Source organism: Streptomyces sp. NPDC044704, from assembly GCF_056433525.1.
Map to the genome: position 1 here is coordinate 632,196 of NZ_JBWKGY010000003.1, position 23,415 is coordinate 655,610.

The following is a 23,415-nucleotide window of genomic DNA, read 5'->3' on the forward strand; positions in this document are numbered from 1 at the left end:
CGTTGGGCCGTGCGGGTGAACCCGCCGGGCTGCGGTCCGGGCTACTGCGGGAAGAGGCTGCCGGAGGCGAAGCGGAGGGCCAGTTCGGGGGCGCCGGAGAGGACCACGGCGGTGATCGCGGTGAGCGCGATCGCGGCGGTGACCGGCCAGGGGACCTTCGCTGCGGCGGGCCGTTCGGCGGGGGCCCCTTCCTCGGGGGTGCGGAAGAGGAGGGCCGTCCAGCGCAGGTAGTAGTAGAGGGCGATGACGACGTTGGCCGCCATGACCACGGCGAGCCAGCCGAGCCCGGCGTCGACGGCGGACCGGAAGACGGTGACCTTCGCGAAGAGGCCGATGATGCCCGGCGGGAGTCCGGCGAGGCACAGCAGGAAGAAGCCCAGCGCGAGGGCGGCGAAGGGGCGCTCGAAGTAGAGGCCGCGGTAGTCGGCGATCCGGTGGAGCGGCTTCGTCCGGGCGACCAGCGCGGCCACGGAGAAGGCGCCGAGGTTCACGGCGGCGTACATCAGCGCGTAGGCGATGGTGGAGCCGATCTGGTCGCGGTCGGAGTACGCGGCCGCCGCGATCGGGACCAGCAGGTAGCCGGCCTGGCCCACGGACGACCAGGCGAGGAGCCGTACGGCGCTGTTCGGGCGGTCCGGGGACTGGCGCAGGGCGGCGGCGTTGCCGATCGTCATGGTGAGCGCGGCGAGGACGGCCAGCGCGGGGCCCCAGATGTCGGAGTACGCGGGGAAGGCGATGACCGTGACGAGGATCAGGCCGGTGAAACCGACGGCCTTGCCGATGACGGAGAGGTATCCGGCGATGGGCAGCGGGGCGCCGACGTAGGTGTCGGGGACCCAGAAGTGGAAGGGGACGGCCGCGGTCTTGAAGGCGAAGCCGACGAGGGTGAGGGCGACTCCGGCCATGGCGAGGGTGTCGAACCGCGCGGGGACGTCTTCGAGGCGGTCGGCGACCTGGGTGAGGTGCAGGGTGCCGGTGGCGGCGTAGACGAAGGCGACGCCCATCAGGGACACGGCGGTGGCGGTGACGGAGGACAGGAAGAACTTGAGGGCGGCCTCGGAGGAGAGCCGGTCGCCGCGGCGCATGCCGACGAGTGCGAACGCGGGCAGGGAGGCCACTTCGAGGGCGACGATCAGGGTGGCGAGGTCGCGGGAGGCGGGCAGCAGGGCCGCGCCCGCGGCGGAGGAGAGCAGCAGGAACCAGTACTCGCCGGCCGGCATGCGGGTCTCGCGGACGGCGGTGACCGACAGCAGGGCGGTGACCAGGGCGCCGGCGAGGACCAGGAACTGGACGACGAGCGCGAAGTGGTCGGCGGTGTAGCTGCAGGCGGCGGGGTCGCCGGTGAGGCAGAAGGTGCTGCGGTCGCCGGCGCGCAGGGGCAGCAGGGCGGCGGTCGCGGCGGCGAGGCCGGCGACGGAGATCCAGCCGAGGAGCGGCTTGCGGCCTTCCGGCAGGAACAGGTCGGCGACCAGGACGAGCAGGGCCACGGCGGCGGGGACGACCACGGGGGCGATCGCGAGCCAGTCGACGGACTGGACGAGGCTGGGGGTCTCGGCGGCGAGGACCGTCAGGGCCGTCATGAGTTGCCTCCTGCGAGGAGCTTCTGGACGGCCGGGTCGGTGAGGCCGAGGAGGACCGCGGGCCACAGGCCGGCGAGGACGGTGAGGGCGACGAGCGGGGTCCAGGCGGCGAACTCGTAGCGCTGGACGTCCGCGAGGGTGGTCTCGGGGCCGGACTGGGGGTCGCCCATGCAGACGCGCCGTACGACGATCAGCAGGTAGGCGGCGGTGAGCAGGGTGCCGAACGCGCCGACGGCCGTGTAGGTGAGGAAGGCCGGGCGGGACAGGCCCTCGGCGGGGTCGAAGGCCCCGAACAGGGCCAGCATCTCGCCCCAGAACCCGGCGAGGCCGGGCAGGCCGAGGGAGGCGACGGCGGCGAACGCGAGGAGCGCGCCGAGGCGGGGGGCGCGGCCGTAGAGGGCGGCGCCGGTGGCTCCGGCGAGAGTGTCGAGGTCGGCGGTGCCGTAGCGGTCCTTGAGGGCGCCGACCAGGAAGAAGAGGAGGCCGGTGATCAGGCCGTGGGCGATGTTCGCGAAGAGGGCGCCGTTGACTCCGGTGGGGGTCATCGAGGCGATGCCGAGGAGGACGAAGCCCATGTGGCCCACGGAGGAGTAGGCGATGAGGCGCTTGAGGTCGCCCTTGTTGCCCTTGCGGGCCAGGGCGAGGCAGGCGAGGGATCCGTAGACGATGCCGACGGCGGCGAAGGCACCGAGGTACGGGGCGAAGGTGCGCATGCCGTCGGGGGTGACGGGGAGCAGGATGCGCACGAACCCGTACGTGCCCATCTTCAGCATGACGCCGGCGAGGAGGACGGAGCCGACGGTGGGGGCGGCGGTGTGGGCGTCGGGGAGCCAGCTGTGGAGCGGCCACATCGGGGTTTTGACGGCGAGTCCGATGCCGATGGCGAGGACGGCCAGGAGCTGGGTGGTGCGGGTCAGTTCGCGGCCGTTGTCAGAGGCGAGTGCCACCATGTCGAAGGTGCCGCTGTTCAGTCCGATCAGGAGGAGACCGAGCAGCATGACGACGGATCCGAGGAGGGTGTACAGGATGAACTTCCAGGCGGCGGCCTGCCGCTGAGCGCCGCCCCAGCGGGCGATGAGGAAGTACATCGGGATGAGGACCATCTCGAAGGCGAGGAAGAAGAGCAGCAGGTCGAGGACGGCGAACGTGGCGAGCGTGCCGGATTCGAGGACGAGCAGCAGGGCGACGAAGGCCTTCGGGGAGGGCCCTTCGGGGAGCTTGTGGTAGCTGTACACCGCGCAGAGGAAGAACAGCAGCGCGGTCATCAGGAGGAGGGGGAGCGAGATGCCGTCGACGCCGAGGTGGATCCGGATGTTCAGCGCCTGGATCCAGCTGATGTCCGTCGTCGCCTGGAAGCGGGACGGGGCGTCGTGGTCGAAGCCCAGGGTGAGGGCGAGGGCCGCGGCGAGGATGACACCGGTGACGGTCACGCCGTGGCGGAGCACGGCCTGTTCGGGGCTCTTGCCCTTGAGTCCGGGCGGCGCCGGCAGGAGGGCGGCGACGGACCCGAGGAGCGGTGCGGCCACGATGAACGCCAGAAGGAACTGCATCACGGACGGGCTGATATCAATCACGGCTGACTCACGGCTCACGATCCGGCGTTGACGTTGGCGAGGACGGCGGTGGCGATCGCCAGGACCACGGCGCCGGCGAGCAGGGCGCTCAGGTAGCTCTGCACGTTGCCGGTCTGGGCGCGGCGTACGAGGCTGCCGAGCAGCCGGGGGGCGGCGCCCGCGCCGTTGACGTACGTGTCCACGACCTCGCGGTCGAGGAAGCGGACCAGGCTCGCGGCTCCGCGGACGGGGCGGACGAAGAGGCGGTCGTAGACGGCGTCGAGGTGGAAGCCGTCGGCGGCGTGGCGGTGCAGGGGGCCGAGGAGGGCGCGCCCGGGGTCGGGGGCGGGGCCCGCCGGGACGGCGGGGTGCTCGTGGGCGACCTCCGCGACCTCGGGGGTCTCGGCGGCGGACTCGGCGGCGGCGGTCGCGGCGGACACGGTCGCGGTGACGGCGGCGTTCTCCGCTCCGGCCGCGGCGGCGGCGGGGCCGACGGCTGCGGGGGCGGTCGCGAGCCGGGCCGTGGCGCGCTGCCAGAGGCCGTAGGTGAGCAGTACGCCGATGAGGGCGGCGCCCGTGCCGAGGAGCGAGGTGGTCAGCGTCGGGGTGAGCTGCCTGCCGTCGAACCAGTCGCCGAGGGGGCCGGCGGCGAGGCCGAAGCCGACCGTGGGGACGGCCAGTACCCACAGCACGCCGGTCATGGCGACGGGTTCCCTGCCGTGGTCGGGGGCGGCGGCGCCCCGGCCGCGGAAGGCCATCAGCCACAGCCGGGTGGCGTAGGCGGCCGTGAGCAGGGCGGTCAGCACGCCGGCGACCAGCACGAGCCAGCCGGCCGCGGTGGGCGCGAGGTCGGAGTGTCCGGTGGCGGTCTGCTCGGCGGCGACGAGGACGGCTTCCTTGGAGAAGAAGCCGGAGAAGGGCGGGATCGCGGCGAGGGCGAGCAGGGCGAGCGTCATCGTCCAGAAGGCGTCGGGGATGCGCTTGGGCAGGCCGTCCATGCGGGACATGGCGGCGAGGGAGTTGGTGCCCGCCGCGTGGATGATCACGCCGGCGCCGAGGAAGAGGAGTGCCTTGAAGGCGCCGTGGGACAGGAGGTGGAAGACGGCGGCGTCGCGGTCGCCGACGGCGAGGGCTCCGGTCATGTAGCCGAGCTGGCCGACGGTGGAGTAGGCGAGGACCCGCTTGATGTCGTCCTGGGCGAGGGCGGCGAGGGCCGAGCCGATCATGGTGACGGCCGCCATGACGGCCATGACCACCAGTGCGGCGCGGGACGCCGCGAAGACGGGCAGGAGGCGGGCGATGAAGTAGACGCCGGCGGCGACCATCGTCGCCGCGTGGATCAGCGCCGAGACCGGGGTGGGGCCGGCCATGGCGTCGGGCAGCCAGGTGTGCAGCGGGAACTGCGCGGACTTGCCGGCGACTCCGGCGAGGAGGAGCAGGGCGATCAGCGTCGGGTGGTCGAGTCCGCCCGCGGCGACGGTGTCGAGGATCTTGGTGATCTGGAAGGACCCGGCGTCCGTGGCGAGCGCGAACAGGCCGATCAGGAAGGGGACGTCGCCGAGCTTGGTGACGAGGAACGCCTTCAGGGAGGCGGAGCGGGCCGCCTCGGTCTCCCAGTAGTGGCCGACGAGGAAGTAGGAGCAGATGCCCATGACCTCCCAGCCGACCAGCAGCACCATCAGGTCGCCGGAGTAGACGACGAGCAGCATCGCGGAGGTGAACAGGGAGACGAGCGCCGCGTACGAGGGGTAGCGCGGGTCGTCGCGGAGGTACGCCGTCGAGTAGAGCTGGACGCAGGTGGCGACGACGCCGACGAGGACGGCGACGAGTGCGGCGAAGCCGTCGATGTTCAGGGAGAGCTCGATCGGCACGGAGCCGGTCGGGGTGAGCTCGGTGGCGGTGTTGATGGTCTTGCCGCCGCCCTGGCGGACGGCGACGAGCACGGCCAGTACGGCGGCGCCCAGGGTCGGCAGCAGTGCGAGCGGCCGGACGAAGCCGGGGGCGGTGCGGCCGAGGAGCAGGCCGGCGACCGCGCCCAGGAACGGGAGGAGCGGGACGAGGACCGCGAGGGTCGTGGTGCTCACGCGGCGACCTCCGGCCGGGCGGTGGTGTCGTCGGTGCGGCCCGGTTCGTGACCCTCGGCGGTGTCACGGAGCTTGTCGACGTCCGAGGTGCCGCGGTTGCGGTACACCATGAGCACGATCGCCAGGCCGATGCCGATCTCGGCGGCGGCGATGGCGATCGTGAAGAGGGTGAGGGCCTGGCCGGCGTGGAGGGCGTCGCGCAGCCAGACGTCGAAGGCCACCAAGTTGAGGTTGACGGCGTTGAGCATGAGCTCGACGGACATCAGGACCAGGATGGCGTTGCGGCGGGCGAGCACTCCGTAGAGGCCGGTGGCGAAGAGGAGGGCCGCCAGTACGGCGGGGTAGGCGAGGTGCATCAGCGCTTCCCCTTCCGGTCGCCGGAGTCGGCGGGGTCGGCGGTGTCGGCGGTGTCCTGGGTCGCGGCGGCCGCCGCGTCCTCGGCGGGGGTGTTCCTGCGGGAAAGCACGATGGCGCCGATCAGGGCGGCGAGGAGGAGGACGGAGAGCGCCTCGAAGGGCAGCACCCAGTGCTGGAAGAGGATCTCGCCGGACACCTTGGTGGAGCCCTGGGCGGGGCCGTCGAGGTCGATCCAGGTGGTGCGGAAGGCGTCGACGACCACCCAGACGAGTGCGGCGCCCGCGGTGGCGGCGACGCCGAGGGCGACCCACCGGTTGTTGGAGTCGGCGTCCGGGGAGCGGCCGATGGGGGCCTTGGTGAGCATCAGCCCGAAGAGGAGGAGGACGACCACGGAGCCGAGGTAGATCAGCACCTGGACCCAGGCGATGAACTCGGCGGTCAGCAGCAGGTACTCGACGGCGATGCCGCCGAGCGCGACGACCAGCCACAGGGCGGCGTGCACGAGCTGCTTGGTGGTGACGGTGATGACGGCCGCGCCGAGGGTGGCGAGGCCGACGAGGAGGAAGGCGATCTCGACGCCGGTCGGCGAGAGGAAGCCGGGGCCGGCGGTGGCGGCTGCGGCCAGGGTGGCGGCGGGGCTCACGCGTCTCCCTCCGGGGTGGTCGTGGGTTCGTCGCCGGCGGCCGCCTCTGCCGCGGCCGCGGCGGCGGCCGCCGCTTCGGCCTTCTCCACGGCCTTACGGGCGGCGGCGATCTCCTTGGGCTCTTCGGCGGCCGGGTCCAGGGCGGGCGGCGCGGGCACCGTCCACATCCACTCGCGGAGCTTGTCGCGCTCGTGGACGAGGTCCTGGATGTCGGTCTCCGCGTACTCGAACTCCGGCGACCAGAAGAGGGCGTCGAAGGGGCACACCTCGATGCAGATGCCGCAGTACATGCAGAGCGAGAAGTCGATGGCGAAGCGGTCGAGGACGTTGCGGCTGCGCTCGCGGCCGCCGGGGGCGGCGGCGGGGACCGTCTCCTTGTGGGAGTCGATGTAGATGCACCAGTCGGGGCACTCGCGGGCGCACAGCATGCAGACCGTGCAGTTCTCCTCGAACAGGCCGATGACCCCGCGGCTGCGGGGCGGGAGCTCGGGCTGTACCTCGGGGTACTGGGCGGTGTGCGCGCGCTTGGTCATCGTGCGCAGGGTGACGGCCAGGCCCTTGGCGAGGCCGGATCCGGGAACCGGGGACATTACTGGATCGCCACCTTCACGATGCCGGTGAGCGCGATCTGGGCGAGCGCGAGGGGGATGAGCACGGTCCAGGCGAGCTTCTGGAGCTGGTCCTCGCGCAGTCGCGGGTAGCTCACGCGGAGCCAGATCACGACGAAGGCGAGGACGGCGACCTTGAGGAGGGTCCAGACCCAGCCGAGGTCGTCACCGCCGAAGGGGCCGTGCCAGCCGCCGAGGAAGAGGACGGTGGTGAGGGCGCAGAGGACGACGATGCCGGCGTACTCGGCGAGCAGGAACAGCGCGAAGCGCAGGCCGGTGTACTCGGTGTACGCGCCGAAGATGATCTCGGAGTCGGCGACGGGCATGTCGAAGGGGGGCCGCTGGAGTTCGGCGAGGCCGGCGACGAAGAAGACGAGCGCGCCGGTGATCTGCCAGGGCAGCCACCACCATGCGAAGGCGTCGACGATGCCGGGCAGGGACACGGTCCCGGCGGCCATCGCGACGGAGGCGGCGGCGAGCAGCATGGGCAGCTCGTACGCGAGGAGCTGGGCGGCGGTGCGGAGGCCTCCGAGGAGGGAGAACTTGTTGGCGGAGGCCCAGCCGGCCATGAGGGAGCCGAGGACTCCGACGCCCATGACGGCGAGCGCGAAGAAGAGTCCCGCGTCGATGACCTGGCCGACCGCGCCCTCGCCGGGTCCTACGGGGATGGCGAGGAGGACGAGGAGGTAGGGCAGCAGCGCGACGGCGGGGGCGAGCTGGAAGATCCGCCGGTCGGCGTTGGCCGGGACGATGTCCTCCTTCTGCGCGAACTTCACGCCGTCGGCGACGAGCTGGGCCCAGCCGTGGAAGCCGCCGGCGTACATGGGGCCGAGGCGGCCCTGCATGTGGGCCATCACCTTGTGCTCGGCCTGTCCGACGACGAGCGGGAGCACGAGGAAGACGGCGAAGACGACGATCAGTCGCAGGGCGACGTCGAGGACGTCGTTCACGCGTCTCCTCCGGTGGTGTCGGGATCTGGATCCGGGTCGGTCTCGGGCCCTGCCTTGGGCTCGGACTTGGGCTCGGGCGCTGCCTTGGGCTCGGACTTGAGCTCGGGCTCGGGGGCGGGCGGGGCGCCCCGGGGTCCCGGTGGCTCCTCGAAGGCGGGCTTCGGGTCGTGCCAGGGCGCGTCCGCGCTGCGCGGGGCGGGGCGTCGGCGCGGCCCGGCCTCCGGCCCCGGCGCGGGGGCCTGGGTGGCGGAACCGTCCGAGGCCGAGCGGGTACGCCGGGGCGGCCGGGCGGGAGCCGGGGCGTCCGAAGCCGGGGCGGCCGGGGTCGGCGCGTCCGACGCAGGAGCGTCCGACGCAGGCACGGGCGGGGCCGCCGGGGTCGCCTGGCTCGCGGAGCCTTCCGAGACCGAGCGGGTTCGGCGGGGCGGGCGGGGCGGGGTTTCGGCGGTCGGGGTCGGCGGGGATTCGGGCTGGGTGGCGGAGCCCTCCGCCACCGAGCGGGTCCGGCGCACGGGGGCGCCCTCGCGCGGGGTGCGGGCGGGGGCGGCGCCTGCGGCGCGCGGGGTGCGGGCGGGGCGGGCCGGGGCCGGCGGGAGCTGGCCCTTCAAGGGGCCCCAGTCGTTCGGGTCGGGTACGCCGGGCGGAAGCATCTGGCGGCGCTTCGGGGCGTCGGGGTCGTGGGCCTCGCCCGGCTCCTTGGCGCCGGGCCAGGCCTTGGCGACGCGTGCGGCGAGGACGAAGTCCTTGCGCAGCGGGTGTCCCTCGAAGTTCTCCGGGAGGAGGAGCGGCACGAGGTTCGGGTGGTCGGTGAAGGTGACCCCGAACATCTCGAAGGTTTCCCGCTCGTGCCATTGCGCGCCGGCGTAGACGGCGACGGCGGAGGGCAGGGAGGGGGCGGCGTGCGGGACGGTCGTGCGTAGCAGCAGGCGGCGTACGCGGTGGTTCTCCAGGGAGACGACGTGTGCGCAGATGCGGAAGCCGGTGCCCGGCTCGTCGACCGCGCTCAGCCAGTCGAAGTAGGTGCAGCCCAGCTTGTCGCGGGCGATTTCGAGCGAGGGGATCCAGGAGCCGACGGGGACGTCGACGGTGAGGACCTCGTACGCGAACGAGGCGACGGCCTCGGCTCCGAAGATCGTCGGGGCGGCGTCGGGGAGGGAGTCGTAGAGGTTCACGCGCCGGCTCCCGGGGTGGCGGGCGGGGGTGTGACCAGGCCGCTGGTGAGCTGGGTGACGGAGGGGGACGCGGCATAGCGTTCCGCGAGGGACTCCCTGGCGATCTTCTCCTGGAGCTTGAGGATGCCCTGGAGGAGGGCCTCGGGGCGCGGCGGGCAGCCGGGCACGTACACGTCGACCGGGATGATCTGGTCGACGCCCTTGGTCACCGAGTACGAGTCCCAGTACGGGCCGCCGCAGTTGGAGCAGGCGCCGAAGGAGATGACGTACTTCGGTTCCGGCATCTGCTCGTAGAGCCGCTTGACGGCCGGGGCCATCTTGTCCGTGACGGTGCCCGAGACGATCATCAGGTCGGCCTGGCGGGGGCCGGGCGCGAAGGGGATCACACCGAGACGGATGAAGTCGTGGCGGGCCATCGACGCGGCGATGAACTCGATCGCGCAGCAGGCGAGGCCGAAGTTGAAGACCCACAGGCTGTAGCGGCGCCCCCAGTTGAGGACCACCTTCATCGGTTCCGGGGCGAGGCGGGAGAGGACTCCCAGGCGCTTGGGTTCCGGGAGCAGCCGGCCCTCGGCGGGGTTCTCGGCGGGGCTCTCGGCCGGTGTCACGTCCATTCGAGGACGCCCTTCTTGTACGCGTAGAGCAGGCCGACGGCCAGGAACCCGAGGAAGATGAACATCTCAACGAGGGTCGTGGCGCCGTAGCCGGCGGCGGCGAACACGGTCGCCCAGGGGAACAGGAAGATCGAGTCGACGGCGAAGATGACGTAGAGGAACGCGTAGACGTAGTAGCGGACCTGGGTGTGGGCCCAGCCCTCGCCCACGGGGTCCACGCCGCACTCGTAGGTCAGCAGCTTCTCGGGGGTCGGGACGACGGGCCGCAGCAGGCGGCCGGCGCCGAAGGCGACGGCGACGAAGAGCACGCCGAGGACGGCGAGGAGCCCGACGACCGAATAGCTCCGGAAGTAGTCCGCCGCGAGCACGGTCACGGTCGATACCGTTGGGTCGGGCACGTCCGTTTCCTCGCTTCTCGGCCACTGTCGACGGTGTGGATGATCTGGTACGGACGGGAGTCTAGGGCCTGGGCCCGGCGGGGTGGGGTTATCCCCCGTTCACTGGCGCCTGGTCACCCCATGGCATCGGGGCCGCGCAATTGGCAGGCTGGGGCGCATGACAGTGAACGATCAAGCCTCGCTTCCTCCGGTGCGCCCCGCCTTCGACGCGGTGACGTGGAAGGAGATCGCGTACCTGCTGAGCAACTTCCCGGCGGCGCTGATCGGTTTCGTTTACACGGTTGTCATGATTTCGCTGGCGGGTGGTCTGTCGGTGACCGCGATCGGTCTGCCGTTGCTCGCATGCGTGCTCTACGGGTCACGGCAGCTCGGGAAGATCGATCGTGCGCGGGCGCGGAGCCTGCTGGGCGTACGGGTGGACGAGCCGACTCCGCTGCCCGGTCCGAAGCGGTCGGGCGGGTTCTTCTCCTGGCTGTGGGCCGGCCTGAAGGACCCGGTGGCCTGGCGGACGGTGCTGTACGAGCTGGTCAGGCTGCCGTGGGGGGTGCTGACGTTTACCGTCGCGCTGACGGGGCTGTTCGTGCTGTGGCCGGTGCTTCCGTGGGTGACCCGGGCGCTGTCGAACGTGGACCGGGCGATGGTACGGGGCCTGCTGTCGCCCTCCGACGAGCTGGAACGGCGCATCGCGGCGCTGGAGTCGGGGCGCGGGGTGGTCGTGGACACGGCGGCGGCGGACCTGCGGCGCATCGAACGGGACCTGCACGACGGGGCGCAGGCGCGGCTGGTGGCGCTGGCGATGGGGCTGGGTCTGGCGAAGGAGAAGCTGCTGGAGGACCCGGAGGGGGCGGCGGCGATGGTCGACGAGGCGCACGGCGAGGTGAAGCTGGCCCTCCAGGAGCTGCGGGACCTGGCGCGGGGCATCCACCCGGCGGTGCTGACGGACCGGGGGCTGGACGCGGCGCTGTCGTCGGTGGCTTCGCGGTGCGTGGTGCCGGTGAAGGTGGCGGTGGACCTGCCGGGGCGGCCGGCGGAGGCGATCGAGGGGATCGCGTACTTCGTGGTGTCGGAGCTGCTCCAGAACGTGAGCAAGCACGCGGGGGCGCGGGGTGCGAGCGTCGAGGTGTGGCGGGCGGGGAAGCGGCTGCTGATCCGTGTCTCGGACGACGGGCGGGGCGGGGCGCGGCTGTCCGGGGGCACCGGGATGGCGGGCCTGGCGGAGCGGCTGGGGGCGGTGGACGGGGTCTTCGTCGTGGACTCCCCCGAGGGCGCGGGCACGGTGGTGACGGCGGAACTGCCGTGGCGCGACCGCGGGTAGCCCTTGCCGGGCGCTGAACGGGACCCCGTCCGGGCCGGGCGGGGTCCCGGCGCGTCCCGGGCCGTCCTGCCTGCCCGGGCCCTGCCGTGCGCTGCCGGGCGCTGCACGTGACCCCGTCCCGGCCGGGCGGGGTCCCGGCGCGTCCCGGGCCCTTCGCGTTGCCCGGGGCGGAGGCGACCGCCGCGCTGGTGTGGCGCTGAGGCGACCGCCGCTGAGGCGCGAGGGCGACCGCCACGGATCCCGGCGCGGGGGCAACCGACCCCAAGGCCGGCTCGCGGGCAACCGCCCCCGAGGCCGGGGTGGGGATAACCCCCCTGCGGAGAGGCCGACCCGCCGCATGGTTGGCGGGGTGGGGGCGGCGGCAGGGTGGAGGGGTATCGGGATGACGTGAAGGGCGGGACGGATCATGGGCAACGGCATGGACAGCAGCCGGGGGGCCGTAGCGGTGCTGCGGGCGCCCGTGGCGGCGCGGACCTGGCGGGAGTTCGGGTACCTGCTCCTCGGCCTGCCGCTGAGCGTCTTGTACTTCTCGCTGGCCGTCACCGGCGTGAGCCTGGGCGCCGGGCTGCTGGTGACGTTCATCGGCGTTCCGGTGCTGGCGGGGGTGCTCGCGATGTGCCGGGGGTTCGGTCAGGTGGAGCGGGCGCGGGTACGGGGTCTGCTGGGGGTGCCGCTCGGCGATCCGGCGCCCGTCCGGGCGGCGAAGGCCGGGCCGCTGGCGGCCATGGGGGCCCTGCTGAAGAGCGGCAGCGCCTGGCGGCACCTGCTGTACTCGGTGATCCACTTCCCGTGGGCGGTGTTCGCGTTCTGCCTGGCGCTGACGCTGTGGGCGGCCGGGTGGGGCTACCTGCTGTACCCGCTGTGGTTCTGGGTGTTCCCCGTCTTCACCGACCAGCCGGGCCTCCAGCTGTTCCAGAACGACGAGTACGCCTTCTACCTGGACTCGCCGCTCGCCGTCGCCGTCGTCTGCCTGACCGGTCTCCTCCTCACCCTCGCCACGCCGTGGGTCATCCGGGCGCTGACCACCGTCGACCGGGTCCTCGTCGCCGGGCTGCTGGGTCCCTCGCGCCTGGACAGCCGCGTCAGCGAGCTGGAGTCCGACCGCGGGGTGGTCGTGGACACCGCCGCCGCCGACCTGCGCCGCATCGAACGCGATCTGCACGACGGGGCGCAGGCCCGGCTGGTGGCTCTGGCCATGGACCTGGGGCTGGCGAAGGAGAAGCTGGCCGCGGACCCGGAGGCCGCCGCGCGGATGGTCGACGAGGCGCACGGCGAGGTGAAGGTCGCCCTCCAGGAGCTGCGCGACCTGGCCCGCGGCATCCACCCGGCGGTCCTCACCGACCGGGGGCTGGACGCGGCGCTGTCGTCGGTGGCCTCGCGGTGCGCGGTACCGGTGAAGGTGGCGGTGGACCTGCCGGCCCGGCCGGCCGCCGCGATCGAGGGGATCGCGTACTTCACCGTCTGCGAGCTGCTGCAGAACGTCGGCAAGCACGCGCGGGCCCGTTCGGCCGGCGTCGACGTGTGGAAGTCCGGGGAGCGCCTGCTGATCCAGGTCGCGGACGACGGGCGCGGCGGGGCGGGCGTGACCGCCGGGGGCGGGCTCGCGGGCCTGACGGAGCGGCTGGACGCCGTGGACGGGGTGCTGGTCGTGGATTCGGCCGCCGGGCACGGGACGACGGTGACCGCCGAGCTGCCCTGGCGGTCCTGAGCCCCGCCCGGCGCGCGGCGCCGCCCCACGCGCCCCGGCGGTCCAGAGCCCGCGCCGACGGACCCCGCACCGACGGACACCCGCTCAGATGCACCCCCGCTCAGATGGACACCGCACCACGGCCCCGGCGCGCCGCGCCGCCGGGGCCCGTGCCGTTCCCGGAAACTCCCTCCGTACGCGCACCTGTTGACGCGGTCCGGCCGTGGCCGGGCCGCCGGGCTGGGATGCTTGGGCATGCCAGGGACCTCCCGGTGACGGGCGCGGGTCGCGGATGACGAGTGATGCGGGAGCTGCTGAAACGTGGACGACAGGGTGCGGGTGGTCATCGCCGAGGATTCAGTGCTGCTCCGTGAGGGCCTGACCCGGCTGCTGACCGACCGGGGGCATGACGTCGTGGCCGGCGTCGGGGACGCGGAAGCCCTGATCAAGACGGTGGCGGAGCTGGCGGCGGAGGACGCGCTGCCGGACGTGGTGGTGGCCGACGTGCGGATGCCGCCGACGCACACCGACGAGGGGGTGCGGGCGGCCGTGCGGCTGCGCCGCGAGTACCCGGGGATAGGCGTGCTGGTGCTGTCGCAGTACGTGGAGGAGCAGTACGCCACCGAACTGCTCGCCGGTTCCACCACCGGTGTGGGCTACCTGCTCAAGGACCGGGTGGCCGAGGTGCGGGAGTTCCTCGACGCGGTGGTGCGGGTGGCCCGGGGCGGTACGGCGCTGGATCCCGAGGTCGTGGCCCAGCTGCTGGGCCGCAGCCGGAAGCAGGACGTACTGGCCGGGCTGACCCCGCGCGAGCGCGAGGTACTGGGCCTGATGGCCGAGGGACGCACCAATTCCGCCGTGGCGAAACAGCTGGTGGTCAGCGACGGAGCGGTGGAGAAGCACGTCAGCAACATCTTCATGAAGCTCGGGCTGTCCCCGAGTGACGGGGATCACCGGCGTGTTCTGGCGGTCCTCACCTATCTGAAATCTTGATCGACTGACACCCTGTCAGGCAGAGCGCCGTAGTTCCGTCGGGCGGAGCGCCGTGGTGACGGAGCACGGGGGCGGTGGCGGCGGGTCGCACGGGTCGGCCTCCGCCGCCGCCCCCGGGGGGGGCAGGAATATCCGTGTAGAGCACGACGGCCGCTGGACGCACAGTCCAGCGCGACGTTCCACGATGTGGGAAACCCAGGGTTGGACATCCCCGCAGACGTAGGGTTGGCCTTGGGAACGAACGCCCAGCCTCGGAGGAGGTCCAGTTCAGTGACCAGCCAGGTCAGTAGCCCGGCCGAGCAGGCCGACGGGGCCGGAGGGGCCATCGGAGGGCAGCGCACCGAGCCCCATTCCGATGGATCCGGCAAGGAAATCCGCCGTGTCGACCGCGTGATCATCCGTTTCGCGGGTGACTCGGGTGACGGTATGCAGCTGACGGGTGACCGTTTCACTTCGGAGACGGCGTCCTTCGGCAACGACCTTTCGACCCTGCCGAACTTCCCGGCCGAGATCAGAGCGCCTGCCGGAACCCTGCCGGGCGTGTCCTCCTTCCAGCTGCATTTCGCCGATCACGACATCCTCACGCCCGGCGACGCGCCGAACGTGCTGGTCGCGATGAATCCGGCGGCGCTGAAGGCGAACATCGCCGACGTGCCCCGGGGCGCGGACATCATCGTCAACACGGACGAGTTCACCAAGCGCCCGATGGCGAAGGTCGGCTACGAGACCTCCCCGCTGGAGGACGGCTCGCTGGACGCCTACCACCTGCACCCGGTGCCGCTCACGACGCTGACGGTGGAGGCGCTGAAGGACTTCGGGCTGTCGCGGAAGGAGGCCGAGCGCAGCAAGAACATGTTCGCGCTGGGCCTGCTGTCGTGGATGTACCACCGGCCGACGCAGGGCACGGAGAGTTTCCTGCGGCAGAAGTTCGCCAAGAAGCCGGAGATCGCGGAGGCGAACATCGTCGCCTTCCGGGCGGGCTGGAACTTCGGTGAGACCACCGAGGACTTCGCGGTGTCCTACGAGGTCGCCCCGGCCGGCAGCGCGTTCCCGCCGGGCCACTACCGCAACATCTCCGGGAACCTGGCCCTCTCCTACGGGCTGATCGCCGCAGGTCAGCAGGCGGATCTGCCGCTGTACCTGGGCTCGTACCCGATCACCCCGGCCTCGGACATCCTGCACGAGCTGAGCAAGCACAAGAACTTCGGCGTGCGCACGTTCCAGGCGGAGGACGAGATCGCGGGGATCGGGGCGGCGCTGGGCGCGGCCTTCGGCGGCGCGCTGGCCGTGACCACGACCTCCGGTCCCGGGGTGGCGCTGAAGTCGGAGACGATCGGGCTGGCGGTCTCCCTGGAGCTGCCGCTGCTGATCGTCGACATCCAGCGCGGCGGTCCCTCGACGGGGCTGCCGACCAAGACCGAGCAGGCCGACCTGCTGCAGGCCATGTACGGGCGCAACGGCGAGGCTCCGGTCCCGATCGTCGCCCCCCGCACCCCGGCCGACTGTTTCGACGCGGCCCTGGACGCGGCCCGCATCGCCCTGACCTACCGGACCCCGGTGTTCCTGCTGTCCGACGGCTACCTCGCCAACGGCTCCGAACCCTGGAAGATCCCGGACGTCGCGGACCTCCCCGACCTCAAGGTCCAGTTCGCCACGGGCCCGAACCACACCCTGGCCGACGGGACGGAGGTGTTCTGGCCCTACAAGCGGGACCCGCAGACCCTCGCCCGGCCGTGGGCGGTGCCGGGCACGGCGGGGCTGGAGCACCGGATCGGCGGGATCGAGAAGCAGGACGGCACGGGCAACATCAGCTACGACCCGGCCAACCACGACCTCATGGTCCGCACCCGCCAGGCCAAGATCGACGGTGTCGACGTCCCCGACCTGGACGTCGACGACCCGGACGGCGCCCGCACCCTCGTCCTCGGCTGGGGCTCCACCTACGGGCCCATCACCGCCGCCGTCCGGCGCCTGCGCGCCGCCGGCACCCCCATCGCCCAGGCCCACCTGCGCCATCTGAACCCCTTCCCGAGGAATCTCGGGGAGGTCCTGAAGCGTTACGACAAGGTAGTGGTGCCCGAGATGAACCTCGGACAGCTGGCCACCCTGATCCGGGCGAAGTACCTGGTCGACGCCCAGTCGTACAACCAGGTGAACGGAATGCCCTTCAAGGCGGAGCAGCTCGCGACGGTTCTCAAGGAGGCCATCAATGACTGAGGTGACCGACGCCCCCCACCACCTGCTGTCCTTGGTCCCCAAGGCCGAGGGCAAGCAGTCGATGAAGGACTTCAAGTCGGACCAGGAGGTCCGCTGGTGCCCGGGCTGCGGTGACTACGCGGTCCTGGCCGCCGTTCAGGGCTTCATGCCCGAGCTCGGCCTCGCCAAGGAGAACATCGTCTTCGTCTCCGGCATCGGCTGCTCCTCCCGCTTCCCGTACTACATGAACACCTACGGGATGCACTCCATCCACGGCCGCGCCCCCGCCATCGCCACCGGGCTCGCCACCTCCCGCCGCGACCTGTCCGTCTGGGTGGTCACCGGGGACGGCGACGCCCTCTCCATCGGCGGGAACCACCTCATTCACGCGCTCCGCCGCAACGTCAACCTCAAGATCCTCCTCTTCAACAACAGGATCTACGGCCTCACCAAGGGCCAGTACTCGCCCACCTCGGAACTCGGCAAGATCACCAAGTCCACTCCGATGGGTTCGCTCGACGCCCCGTTCAACCCCGTTTCGCTCGCGCTCGGCGCCGAAGCCACCTTCGTGGCCCGCACCATCGACTCCGACCGCAAGCACCTCACCGAGGTCCTGCGCCAGGCCGCCGACCACCAGGGCACCGCACTCGTCGAGATCTACCAGAACTGCAACATCTTCAACGACGGTGCCTTCGACGCCCTCAAGGACAACGAGCAGGCCCAGGAAGCCCTGATCCGGCTGGAGCACGGCAAGCCCGTCCGCTTCGGCGCCGACGGCGGCAAGGGCGTCGTCCGCAACCCGGCCACCGGCGACCTCGACGTCATCACCGTCACCCCGGAGAACGAAGCCCGGGTACTGGTCCACGACGCCCGCGCCACGTCACCGACCACCGCCTTCGCCCTCTCGCGCCTCGCCGACCCGGACACCCTGCACCACACCCCGATCGGCGTGTTCCGCGACGCCCGGCGCCCCGTCTACGACACCCTCATGGCGGAGCAGCTCGACACCGCGATCGACCAGCGCGGCAAGGGCGACCTGGCCACGCTCCTCTCCGGCACCGACACCTGGACCGTCGTCGGCTAGACCGGCTCCAGAGCGCGCACGCGGCGCCCGGACCCCGTCAGGGGGTCCGGGCGCCGTCGTGTGCGGTGCGCGCCGCGTCGTACGCCGTGCGGGCCTGCTGGACCTCGGCCGTGCGGTGTTCCGTCCAGCGGGCGAGGGCCCACACCTGTTCGGCGGCCTCCCGCCCGAGGGCGGTCAGCGAGTAGTCCACGTGCGGCGGGATCACCGGGCGGGCGTGGCGCAGGACGAAGCCGTCGCGCTCCAGGGTCTGGAGGGTCTGGGCGAGCATCTTCTCGCTGACGCCGCCGACCTCGCGGCGCAGTTCGCTGAAGCGGTAGGAGCGTTCGACGAGGGCGGCGAGGACCAGCACGCCCCAGCGGCTGGTGACGTGTTCCAGGATCCCGCGCGAGGGGCACAGGGGGGCTTTGACGCTGGCGGTCTTGCCGCCGGCCGCTCCGGTACTTACTTCCATGCCAGTACCTTACTTTGAAGTGGGTACTTTCCTACAGTTAGCGCTCTCCTTAGGGTGGTGCCATCACCCCGAACATTCACCCCGAAGAGGAACGCATCATGAGCATCGTCGTCACCGGAGCCACCGGATCCCTGGGCCGCCTCGTCATCGAGGAGCTGCTGCGGCGCGAGGTTCCCGCCGGCCGGGTGGCCGCCGTCGTACGCGACGGACAGAAGGCCGCCGGGCTCGCCGCACTCGGCGTGGAGGTGCGGATCGCCGACTACGACGACCCGGCGAGCCTGGCCGGGGCCTTCCGCGCCGGGGACCGGGTCCTGCTGATCTCCGGCAGCGAGGTCGGACGCCGCGTCCCGCAGCACACCTCCGTGGTCAAGGCCGCCGAGGCGGCCGGGGTCGCCCAGCTGGCGTACACCGGGATCCTCGGCGGGCCCGAGGCCGACTTCGAGCTGGCGGCCGAGCACAAGGCCACCGAGCAGGCGATCCTCGACTCCGGACTGCCGTACACCTTCCTGCGCAACGGCTGGTACCACGAGAACTACACCGCCCAGCTGCCGTCCGTCCTGGCGCACGGCGCGGTCGTCGGCAGCGCGGGCGAGGGCCGCATCGCCTCGGCGGCGCGCGCGGACTACGCGGCGGCCGCGGCGGCCGTACTGACCGGCGAGGGGCACCTGAACCAGGTCTACGAGCTGTCCGGGGACACCGCCTGGAGCCTGGCCGAATACGCCGCCGAGGTGGCGCGGCAGTCCGGCAAGGACGTCACCTACGCCTCGGTGGCCGCCGGCGCCCACCAGGAGGTCCTGACCGGCGCCGGAGTGCCCGAGGGCTTCGCGGCCGTCCTCGTGGACGTCGACGCCGCGATCGGGCGCGGCCGGCTGGCCGGCACCAGCGGGGACCTGGCGCGGCTGATCGGCCGGCCGACGACCCCGGTGGCCGAGGCCATCAGCGCGGCCCTGGCCTGACCGGCCCGCCGGGCCGCCGCGGCGCCCGGGCGGCCGGGGCCGTCTCACCAGGCGGGATGTCATGAGTATCTCGCTTATACGGGCATGACATCCGCCCCGGACGGCGATACCGTCGAAGGGTTGTGAGATTGGCCGGAAGTAGCACTGGAGGGCCCGTGAAGGCGGAGAACGAGCAGCGCACGGGTTTGCTCTACGGATTCGGCGCATATGGGCTGTGGGGGCTCGTGCCCCTTTTCTGGCCACTGCTCAAGCCCTCGGGGGCCGTCGAGATCCTCGCCCACCGCATGGTCTGGTCGCTGGCCGTCGTCGGCGTCGCCCTCCTCGCGCTGCGCCGCTGGAGCTGGATACGCGAACTGCTGCGCCGGCCGCGCAAGCTGGGGCTGACGGCACTGGCCGCCTCCGTGATCAGCGTGAACTGGGGCCTGTACATCTGGGCGGTCAACAACGGCCAGGTGGTCGAGGCCAGCCTCGGCTACTTCATCAACCCCCTGGTCACCATCGCGATCGGCGTCCTGGTGCTCGGGGAGCGGCTGCGGCGGGCGCAGTGGGCGGCCGTCGGCATCGGCTTCGCCGCGGTGCTGGTGCTCGCGGTCGGGTACGGGCGTCCGCCGTGGATCTCCCTCGTCCTGGCCTTCTCCTTCGCCGCGTACGGGCTGATCAAGAAGAAGCTCGACATGGGCGGCCTGGAGTCGCTGACCGCGGAGACGGCGCTGCTGTTCCCGCCGGCCCTCGCCTACCTGCTGTGGCTGGGCTTCGAGGGACGCTCGACCTTCGCCACGGAAGGGCTCGGGCATTCCCTGCTGCTGGCCGCGACCGGCCTGGTCACCGCGATCCCGCTGATCTTCTTCGGGATGGCCGCGGTGCGGGTCCCGCTGTCCACGCTGGGGCTGCTCCAGTACATGGCCCCGGTGTTCCAGTTCGGGCTGGGGGTCCTGTACTTCCACGAGGCGATGCCCCCCGAGCGCTGGGCCGGCTTCTCCCTGGTCTGGGCCGCCCTCGCGATCCTGACCTGGGACGCCCTGCGGACCTCGCGGCGCTCGCGGGCCCGGCTCGCGGCGGCCGCGGCGACGGCGCTGGGGACGACCCCCCAGGACATCCCCGGCGCGGCCCTCGCCGAAGGCCCCGCGGGCCCGTCCGCGGCAGCCCGCGAACCGGCGTAACACCGCCCCCTCCACGCACCCGATCCCCGGTACGGACCATCCGTACCGGGGATCGTCCGTTTTCCGAACCGCCCTGACCGGATTGTGGTCTTGACGGATTGTCATGCTCTCGCTGAACATCAGGCTCGCACTGACGCACGACGCACTGACGCACTACAGCTCACCTGCTCTATCCCCGCACGTTCCGTCTCATCCCCATACGGAATCCCGGAGCCCCCACATGAGCCTGTCCGTCTCCCGGCGCCTCGCTGCCGTGACCGCGATCGCGGTCACCGGTCTGCTCGGCGCCACCGCCCCCGCCGCGCTCGCCGCGCCCACGGCTGTCACCGCGGCTCCCACGCCGCCCGACATCCCGCTGGCCAACGTCAAGGCGCACCTGACGCAGCTGTCGACGATCGCCGCCAACAACGGCGGCAACCGCGCGCACGGCCGGGCCGGGTACAAGGCCTCGATCGACTACGTGAAGGCCAAGCTGGACGCGGCCGGGTTCACCACCACGCTCCAGACCTTCACCTCCAGCGGCGCCACCGGCTACAACCTGATCGCCGACTGGCCGGGCGGCGACCCCAACTCGGTGCTGATGTCCGGAGCGCACCTGGACTCCGTGACCTCGGGCGCGGGCATCAACGACAACGGCTCGGGCAGCGCGGCGGTCCTGGAGACCGCCCTCGCCGTCTCGCGCGCCGGTCTCCAGCCCACGAAGCACCTGCGCTTCGGCTGGTGGGGCGCGGAGGAGCTGGGTCTGGTCGGCTCGAAGTACTACGTCAACAACCTGCCGGCCGCCGAGCGGGCCAAGTTCTCCGGGTACCTGAACTTCGACATGATCGGCTCGCCGAACCCGGGCTACTTCGTCTACGACGACGACCCGACGATCGAGCAGACCTTCAAGAACTACTACGCGGGCCTCGGCGTGCCCACGGAGATCGAGACCGAGGGCGACGGGCGCTCGGACCACGCGTCCTTCAAGAACGTGGGTATTCCCGTCGGCGGCCTGTTCACCGGCGCCAGCAACAGCAAGACGTCGGCGCAGGCGCAGAAGTGGGGCGGAACCGCCGGTCAGTCCTTCGACCGCTGCTACCACTCCTCCTGCGACAACACCGCGAACATCAACGACACGGCGCTGGACCGCAACGCGGACGCCATCGCCTACGCGGTGTGGACCCTCGGGGCGGCCACGCCGGTCCCGCCGGGCCCGTCCTTCGAGAACACCGCGGACGTGAACATCCCGGACTCCCCCGCCGCCGGGGTGAACTCGCCGATCACGGTGTCCGGCGTCGCGGGCAACGCGCCCGCCACCACCAAGGTCGACGTGAACATCGTCCACACCTACCGCGGTGACCTCCAGATCGACCTGATCGCCCCCGACGGGACGGCGTACCGGCTGAAGAACTCGAGCTCGGACTCCGCCGACAACGTCATCGCCTCGTACACGGTGAACGCGTCGAGCGAGGTGGCCAACGGCGTCTGGAAGCTCCAGGTCAAGGACGTGGCGGCGCAGGACGTCGGCTACATCAACAGCTGGAAGATCACCTTCTAGTGAAGGATCCGTCGCCGCTCCGCAGTACGGGGCGGCGACGGTCCCGTACCTCGCGGCGCCGGCCCCGGACGTCGGGACGCCGGCCCTACGCGTCCTCCGTGCGCGACCGCAGCGAGGCGGGCAGCGGCTCCTGCATCCGGGCCCGCAGCTCCTGAGCGACCGCCCCGATGTCCGCCCGGCCCAGCTTCGCGGCCTCCACGAGGTCGCCGAGTTCCTCCGGGGAGGGCAGCTGCTTGGCCCCGGCCACCCGCAGGTACGAGCGGGTGGCCGCGGCCGCGTAGAACTCGTTCATCGGGGATTCGAGCGCCGGGCAGACGGCCAGCGTGTGCAGGAACGCGGCCGCCCGCCACGCGGTGTCGGGGGCGGGCTGCTCGGGCACCAGCACCAGGTCGTTCTGGTGCCGGGCGACGGCGGCGGCCACACCGGAGGGATCCCACACGGCGGGATCCGACGGCAGATGGTGGGCGAGGGCGGTCCAGGCCCACTCCATGGTGATCTTCAATTGCCGAACCGCTCCTGGAAGTAGCCCCAGTGGTCCGCGAACTCCTCGATGCCGGAGAGGAAGGTCTTCCGGTCCTCGTCGAGTTCGCGCTCCGTGACCTCGGTGATCAGCGCGGTGACCGTCGTGCCCAGCGCCGCCGCGCGCGCCTTGAGGCGCTCGTGGAACTCTTCGTCCAGGCGAATGGTGACGTGTCTCGACATGGCCATCACGGTACAGCGGCCGTGCTGTACGCAGGAGGGGAACGGCAGAAGGGTGGCCCGGGACACAGGTCCCGGGCCACCCTTCGCGTTGATGTGCCTACTTGGCGGAGTCGGCCGCCTTGACCAGCGCGTCCTTGGTGACGGCGCCGACGTAGACCTTGCCGTCGTCCGTGATCAGGGCGTTGACCAGGCGGGTCGACAGGACGCGGCCCTCGCCGAACTTCCCGGAGACCTTGTCCCCGAGGGAGTTCAGGAACTGCTGCGCCTCCTTGGGGGCGTTCTTGTCCTTCTCCAGCTCCTTGAGGCCCTTGCCGGCGCCGGTGTCGATGCGGGCGACCGTGGCCCAGCCCTCGCCGAGGACCTTCACCTCGCCGTTGCCGGGGCCGCCGGTCAGCGCGTCGAGACCCGGGAAGGACTCCAGTGCCTTCAGCTCCTTGCCGTGCTCCTTGCCCTTGTCCTCCAGGCCCTCGGTCACCTTGGCGCCCTTCGGCACGGTGAACTTGAAGGTGTCGGCGGCCGGCTTGGCGAAGTCGACCTGGGTGAAGCCCGCGTCGACGATGGGCTTGCCGCCCTGGCTGGACAGCAGCTGCACGCGCAGCGGCACGCCGTTCTTGGCGTCCACCGCGATCTGCACCGAGCCGACCGTGGAGCCGCTCTGCTTGGGCTTGAGGACCAGCTGGTAGGCGTCCCGGCCGGCCACCTGCGCGGTGTCGCCCACGCTGATGTCCGTGGTCGGGCCGGCGGCCTTCAGGATCTCCTGGGCCAGCTGCTGCGGGGAGGAGCCCCCGAGCCGGTCGGCCGTCTTGTGCCCGTCGCCCTTGCCGGAGCGGCCCGCCTCGGGGTTCTTCTCGTGGAAGACCTCGTTGGACTTCGAGTCGTAGCCCCACACGTCGTCGCCGTTGTGGACGAGGCTGTACTCGTCCTTGCCGTCGAGGAAGGTGAGCTTCTGGCGGTCCGGGCCGTCGGCCGCGACGCGGAAGGTGTGCGAGCCGTTCGCCAGCTGCGCGACCTTGTCCTCCGGGTTCGCGGAGCCGCCGGTCACCCCGCCGCCGCCCAGCAGGCCGGAGGCGATCTTCGGCAGGCCGAGGTCGGTGGTCAGCCGCGCGGTGCCGGAGAGCTGTTCGACGTCGGACGCGGCCACCTTCTCGATGAGCTGCTGTGCCGTGACCTTCGGGAGGTCGGGTCCGCCGGCGTTGGCGAAGGCGGGGACCATCGCGACGGTCGCCGCCGCGATGCCCACCACCGCGACCGGTACGGCGTACCGCGCGGCCTTCCGAGAGGTCTTCGTGTTCGCTGCCATGTCAGTGCCCTGCCCTCTGTGTCTACGGCGGCGACCCCCGTGTCGCCGCACTCACCCGATCCGGTGGGGTTGATG

General features: G+C 71.9%; 22 protein-coding genes. 8 read left to right on the forward strand and 14 right to left on the reverse strand.

From position 1 onward, the window contains the following. Positions 1 to 41: 41 nt before the first annotated feature. Genes AC07B0_RS10465 through AC07B0_RS10510 form a run of 10 tightly spaced genes read right to left on the reverse strand, consistent with a single transcriptional unit; the run spans position 42 to position 9,959 of the window. The gene (locus tag AC07B0_RS10465; RefSeq protein WP_478897563.1) at positions 42 to 1,580 is read right to left on the reverse strand and encodes an NADH-quinone oxidoreductase subunit N; all 1,539 of its coding nucleotides are present in this window, start codon (positions 1,578 to 1,580) and stop codon (positions 42 to 44) included. Beyond that, the gene (locus tag AC07B0_RS10470; RefSeq protein WP_356871162.1) at positions 1,577 to 3,130 is read right to left on the reverse strand and encodes a complex I subunit 4 family protein; all 1,554 of its coding nucleotides are present in this window, start codon (positions 3,128 to 3,130) and stop codon (positions 1,577 to 1,579) included. The genes AC07B0_RS10465 and AC07B0_RS10470 overlap by 4 nt, the downstream gene beginning before the upstream one ends. Positions 3,131 to 3,168: 38 nt before the next feature. Then, complete coding sequence (locus AC07B0_RS10475; protein WP_356871082.1) at positions 3,169 to 5,217, reverse strand: NADH-quinone oxidoreductase subunit 5 family protein; 2,049 nt, start codon at positions 5,215 to 5,217, stop codon at positions 3,169 to 3,171. Beyond that, positions 5,214 to 5,573: an NADH-quinone oxidoreductase subunit NuoK gene (nuoK, locus tag AC07B0_RS10480; RefSeq protein ID WP_356871084.1), complete on the reverse strand. Its 360-nt coding sequence runs from the start codon at positions 5,571 to 5,573 to the stop codon at positions 5,214 to 5,216. The genes AC07B0_RS10475 and nuoK overlap by 4 nt, the downstream gene beginning before the upstream one ends. Further along, on the reverse strand, positions 5,573 to 6,199 hold the full coding sequence (locus AC07B0_RS10485) for an NADH-quinone oxidoreductase subunit J family protein (protein WP_478897607.1): 627 nt from the start codon (positions 6,197 to 6,199) through the stop codon (positions 5,573 to 5,575). The genes nuoK and AC07B0_RS10485 overlap by 1 nt, the downstream gene beginning before the upstream one ends. Positions 6,200 to 6,213: 14 nt before the next feature. After that, a complete protein-coding gene (locus tag AC07B0_RS10490) occupies positions 6,214 to 6,807 on the reverse strand; it encodes a NuoI/complex I 23 kDa subunit family protein (RefSeq protein WP_467294878.1) in 594 nt (197 codons plus the stop codon). Beyond that, on the reverse strand, positions 6,807 to 7,775 hold the full coding sequence (locus tag AC07B0_RS10495; RefSeq protein WP_356871090.1) for a complex I subunit 1/NuoH family protein: 969 nt from the start codon (positions 7,773 to 7,775) through the stop codon (positions 6,807 to 6,809). The genes AC07B0_RS10490 and AC07B0_RS10495 overlap by 1 nt, the downstream gene beginning before the upstream one ends. Next, positions 7,772 to 8,947 carry an NADH-quinone oxidoreductase subunit C gene (locus AC07B0_RS10500; protein WP_478897565.1) on the reverse strand — a complete coding sequence of 392 codons (1,176 nt, stop codon included), beginning with the start codon at positions 8,945 to 8,947 and terminating at the stop codon, positions 7,772 to 7,774. Before AC07B0_RS10500 ends, AC07B0_RS10495 begins: the two co-directional genes overlap by 4 nt. After that, the gene (locus AC07B0_RS10505) at positions 8,944 to 9,561 is read right to left on the reverse strand and encodes an NADH-quinone oxidoreductase subunit B (RefSeq protein ID WP_469376352.1); all 618 of its coding nucleotides are present in this window, start codon (positions 9,559 to 9,561) and stop codon (positions 8,944 to 8,946) included. The genes AC07B0_RS10500 and AC07B0_RS10505 overlap by 4 nt, the downstream gene beginning before the upstream one ends. Further along, on the reverse strand, positions 9,552 to 9,959 hold the full coding sequence (locus AC07B0_RS10510; RefSeq protein ID WP_030163040.1) for an NADH-quinone oxidoreductase subunit A: 408 nt from the start codon (positions 9,957 to 9,959) through the stop codon (positions 9,552 to 9,554). Before AC07B0_RS10510 ends, AC07B0_RS10505 begins: the two co-directional genes overlap by 10 nt. Positions 9,960 to 10,116: 157 nt before the next feature. On the opposite strand from AC07B0_RS10510, the gene AC07B0_RS10515 reads away from it, so the two are divergent. The 5 genes from AC07B0_RS10515 (at position 10,117) to AC07B0_RS10535 (ending at position 17,234) form a co-directional block, all read left to right on the forward strand. Beyond that, positions 10,117 to 11,274, forward strand: coding sequence for a sensor histidine kinase (locus AC07B0_RS10515; protein ID WP_478897568.1), 1,158 nt, complete (start codon positions 10,117 to 10,119; stop codon positions 11,272 to 11,274). Between the two features lie 418 nt (positions 11,275 to 11,692). Continuing rightward, the gene (locus tag AC07B0_RS10520; RefSeq protein WP_478897570.1) at positions 11,693 to 12,982 is read left to right on the forward strand and encodes a sensor histidine kinase; all 1,290 of its coding nucleotides are present in this window, start codon (positions 11,693 to 11,695) and stop codon (positions 12,980 to 12,982) included. A gap of 312 nt (positions 12,983 to 13,294) precedes the next feature. Further along, on the forward strand, positions 13,295 to 13,954 hold the full coding sequence (locus tag AC07B0_RS10525) for a response regulator transcription factor (RefSeq protein ID WP_281210401.1): 660 nt from the start codon (positions 13,295 to 13,297) through the stop codon (positions 13,952 to 13,954). A 270-nt stretch (positions 13,955 to 14,224) separates the two neighbouring features. Next, on the forward strand, positions 14,225 to 16,171 hold the full coding sequence (locus tag AC07B0_RS10530) for a 2-oxoacid:acceptor oxidoreductase subunit alpha (protein WP_356871100.1): 1,947 nt from the start codon (positions 14,225 to 14,227) through the stop codon (positions 16,169 to 16,171). After that, positions 16,164 to 17,234 carry a 2-oxoacid:ferredoxin oxidoreductase subunit beta gene (locus tag AC07B0_RS10535; RefSeq protein WP_467294888.1) on the forward strand — a complete coding sequence of 357 codons (1,071 nt, stop codon included), beginning with the start codon at positions 16,164 to 16,166 and terminating at the stop codon, positions 17,232 to 17,234. Before AC07B0_RS10530 ends, AC07B0_RS10535 begins: the two co-directional genes overlap by 8 nt. 37 nt (positions 17,235 to 17,271) lie before the next feature. Here AC07B0_RS10535 and AC07B0_RS10540 read toward each other — a convergent pair whose 3' ends face one another. Further along, positions 17,272 to 17,685, reverse strand: coding sequence for a winged helix-turn-helix transcriptional regulator (locus AC07B0_RS10540; protein ID WP_469376347.1), 414 nt, complete (start codon positions 17,683 to 17,685; stop codon positions 17,272 to 17,274). A gap of 98 nt (positions 17,686 to 17,783) precedes the next feature. Here AC07B0_RS10540 and AC07B0_RS10545 point away from each other — a divergent pair, with 98 nt between their 5' ends. From AC07B0_RS10545 to AC07B0_RS10555, 3 genes are all read left to right on the forward strand, one after another. Then, positions 17,784 to 18,641: an SDR family oxidoreductase gene (locus tag AC07B0_RS10545; protein WP_478897571.1), complete on the forward strand. Its 858-nt coding sequence runs from the start codon at positions 17,784 to 17,786 to the stop codon at positions 18,639 to 18,641. A 155-nt stretch (positions 18,642 to 18,796) separates the two neighbouring features. Beyond that, the gene (rarD, locus tag AC07B0_RS10550) at positions 18,797 to 19,801 is read left to right on the forward strand and encodes an EamA family transporter RarD (protein ID WP_469376343.1); all 1,005 of its coding nucleotides are present in this window, start codon (positions 18,797 to 18,799) and stop codon (positions 19,799 to 19,801) included. A 220-nt stretch (positions 19,802 to 20,021) separates the two neighbouring features. Next, positions 20,022 to 21,338 (forward strand): M28 family metallopeptidase, encoded by a 1,317-nt coding sequence (locus AC07B0_RS10555; RefSeq protein WP_356871108.1) that lies wholly within the window; start codon positions 20,022 to 20,024, stop codon positions 21,336 to 21,338. Positions 21,339 to 21,423: 85 nt separating this feature from the next. Here the strand turns inward: AC07B0_RS10555 and AC07B0_RS10560 are convergent, their stop codons facing one another. The 3 genes from AC07B0_RS10560 to AC07B0_RS10570 all read right to left on the reverse strand — a co-directional run bounded on the left by AC07B0_RS10560 (position 21,424) and on the right by AC07B0_RS10570 (position 23,340). After that, positions 21,424 to 21,840: a hypothetical protein gene (locus AC07B0_RS10560; protein WP_356871110.1), complete on the reverse strand. Its 417-nt coding sequence runs from the start codon at positions 21,838 to 21,840 to the stop codon at positions 21,424 to 21,426. Then, on the reverse strand, positions 21,837 to 22,040 hold the full coding sequence (locus AC07B0_RS10565; RefSeq protein ID WP_234333790.1) for a hypothetical protein: 204 nt from the start codon (positions 22,038 to 22,040) through the stop codon (positions 21,837 to 21,839). Before AC07B0_RS10565 ends, AC07B0_RS10560 begins: the two co-directional genes overlap by 4 nt. Positions 22,041 to 22,137: 97 nt before the next feature. Then, positions 22,138 to 23,340 carry a LolA family protein gene (locus AC07B0_RS10570; protein WP_478897573.1) on the reverse strand — a complete coding sequence of 401 codons (1,203 nt, stop codon included), beginning with the start codon at positions 23,338 to 23,340 and terminating at the stop codon, positions 22,138 to 22,140. Between the last annotated feature and the right edge of the window lie 75 nt (positions 23,341 to 23,415).

Coding starts and splice junctions, on each gene's coding strand:
- AC07B0_RS10465 (WP_478897563.1), bottom strand. CDS start 1,580: ATGACGGCCCTGACGGTCCTCGCCGCCGAGACCCCCAGCCTCGTCCAG.
- AC07B0_RS10470 (WP_356871162.1), bottom strand. CDS start 3,130: ATGCAGTTCCTTCTGGCGTTCATCGTGGCCGCACCGCTCCTCGGGTCC.
- nuoK (WP_356871084.1), bottom strand. CDS start 5,573: ATGCACCTCGCCTACCCCGCCGTACTGGCGGCCCTCCTCTTCGCCACC.
- AC07B0_RS10490 (WP_467294878.1), bottom strand. CDS start 6,807: ATGTCCCCGGTTCCCGGATCCGGCCTCGCCAAGGGCCTGGCCGTCACC.
- AC07B0_RS10505 (WP_469376352.1), bottom strand. CDS start 9,561: ATGGACGTGACACCGGCCGAGAGCCCCGCCGAGAACCCCGCCGAGGGC.
- AC07B0_RS10515 (WP_478897568.1), top strand. CDS start 10,117: ATGACAGTGAACGATCAAGCCTCGCTTCCTCCGGTGCGCCCCGCCTTC.
- AC07B0_RS10520 (WP_478897570.1), top strand. CDS start 11,693: ATGGACAGCAGCCGGGGGGCCGTAGCGGTGCTGCGGGCGCCCGTGGCG.
- AC07B0_RS10535 (WP_467294888.1), top strand. CDS start 16,164: ATGACTGAGGTGACCGACGCCCCCCACCACCTGCTGTCCTTGGTCCCC.
- AC07B0_RS10540 (WP_469376347.1), bottom strand. CDS start 17,685: ATGGAAGTAAGTACCGGAGCGGCCGGCGGCAAGACCGCCAGCGTCAAA.
- AC07B0_RS10545 (WP_478897571.1), top strand. CDS start 17,784: ATGAGCATCGTCGTCACCGGAGCCACCGGATCCCTGGGCCGCCTCGTC.
- AC07B0_RS10555 (WP_356871108.1), top strand. CDS start 20,022: ATGAGCCTGTCCGTCTCCCGGCGCCTCGCTGCCGTGACCGCGATCGCG.
- AC07B0_RS10565 (WP_234333790.1), bottom strand. CDS start 22,040: ATGTCGAGACACGTCACCATTCGCCTGGACGAAGAGTTCCACGAGCGC.
- AC07B0_RS10570 (WP_478897573.1), bottom strand. CDS start 23,340: ATGGCAGCGAACACGAAGACCTCTCGGAAGGCCGCGCGGTACGCCGTA.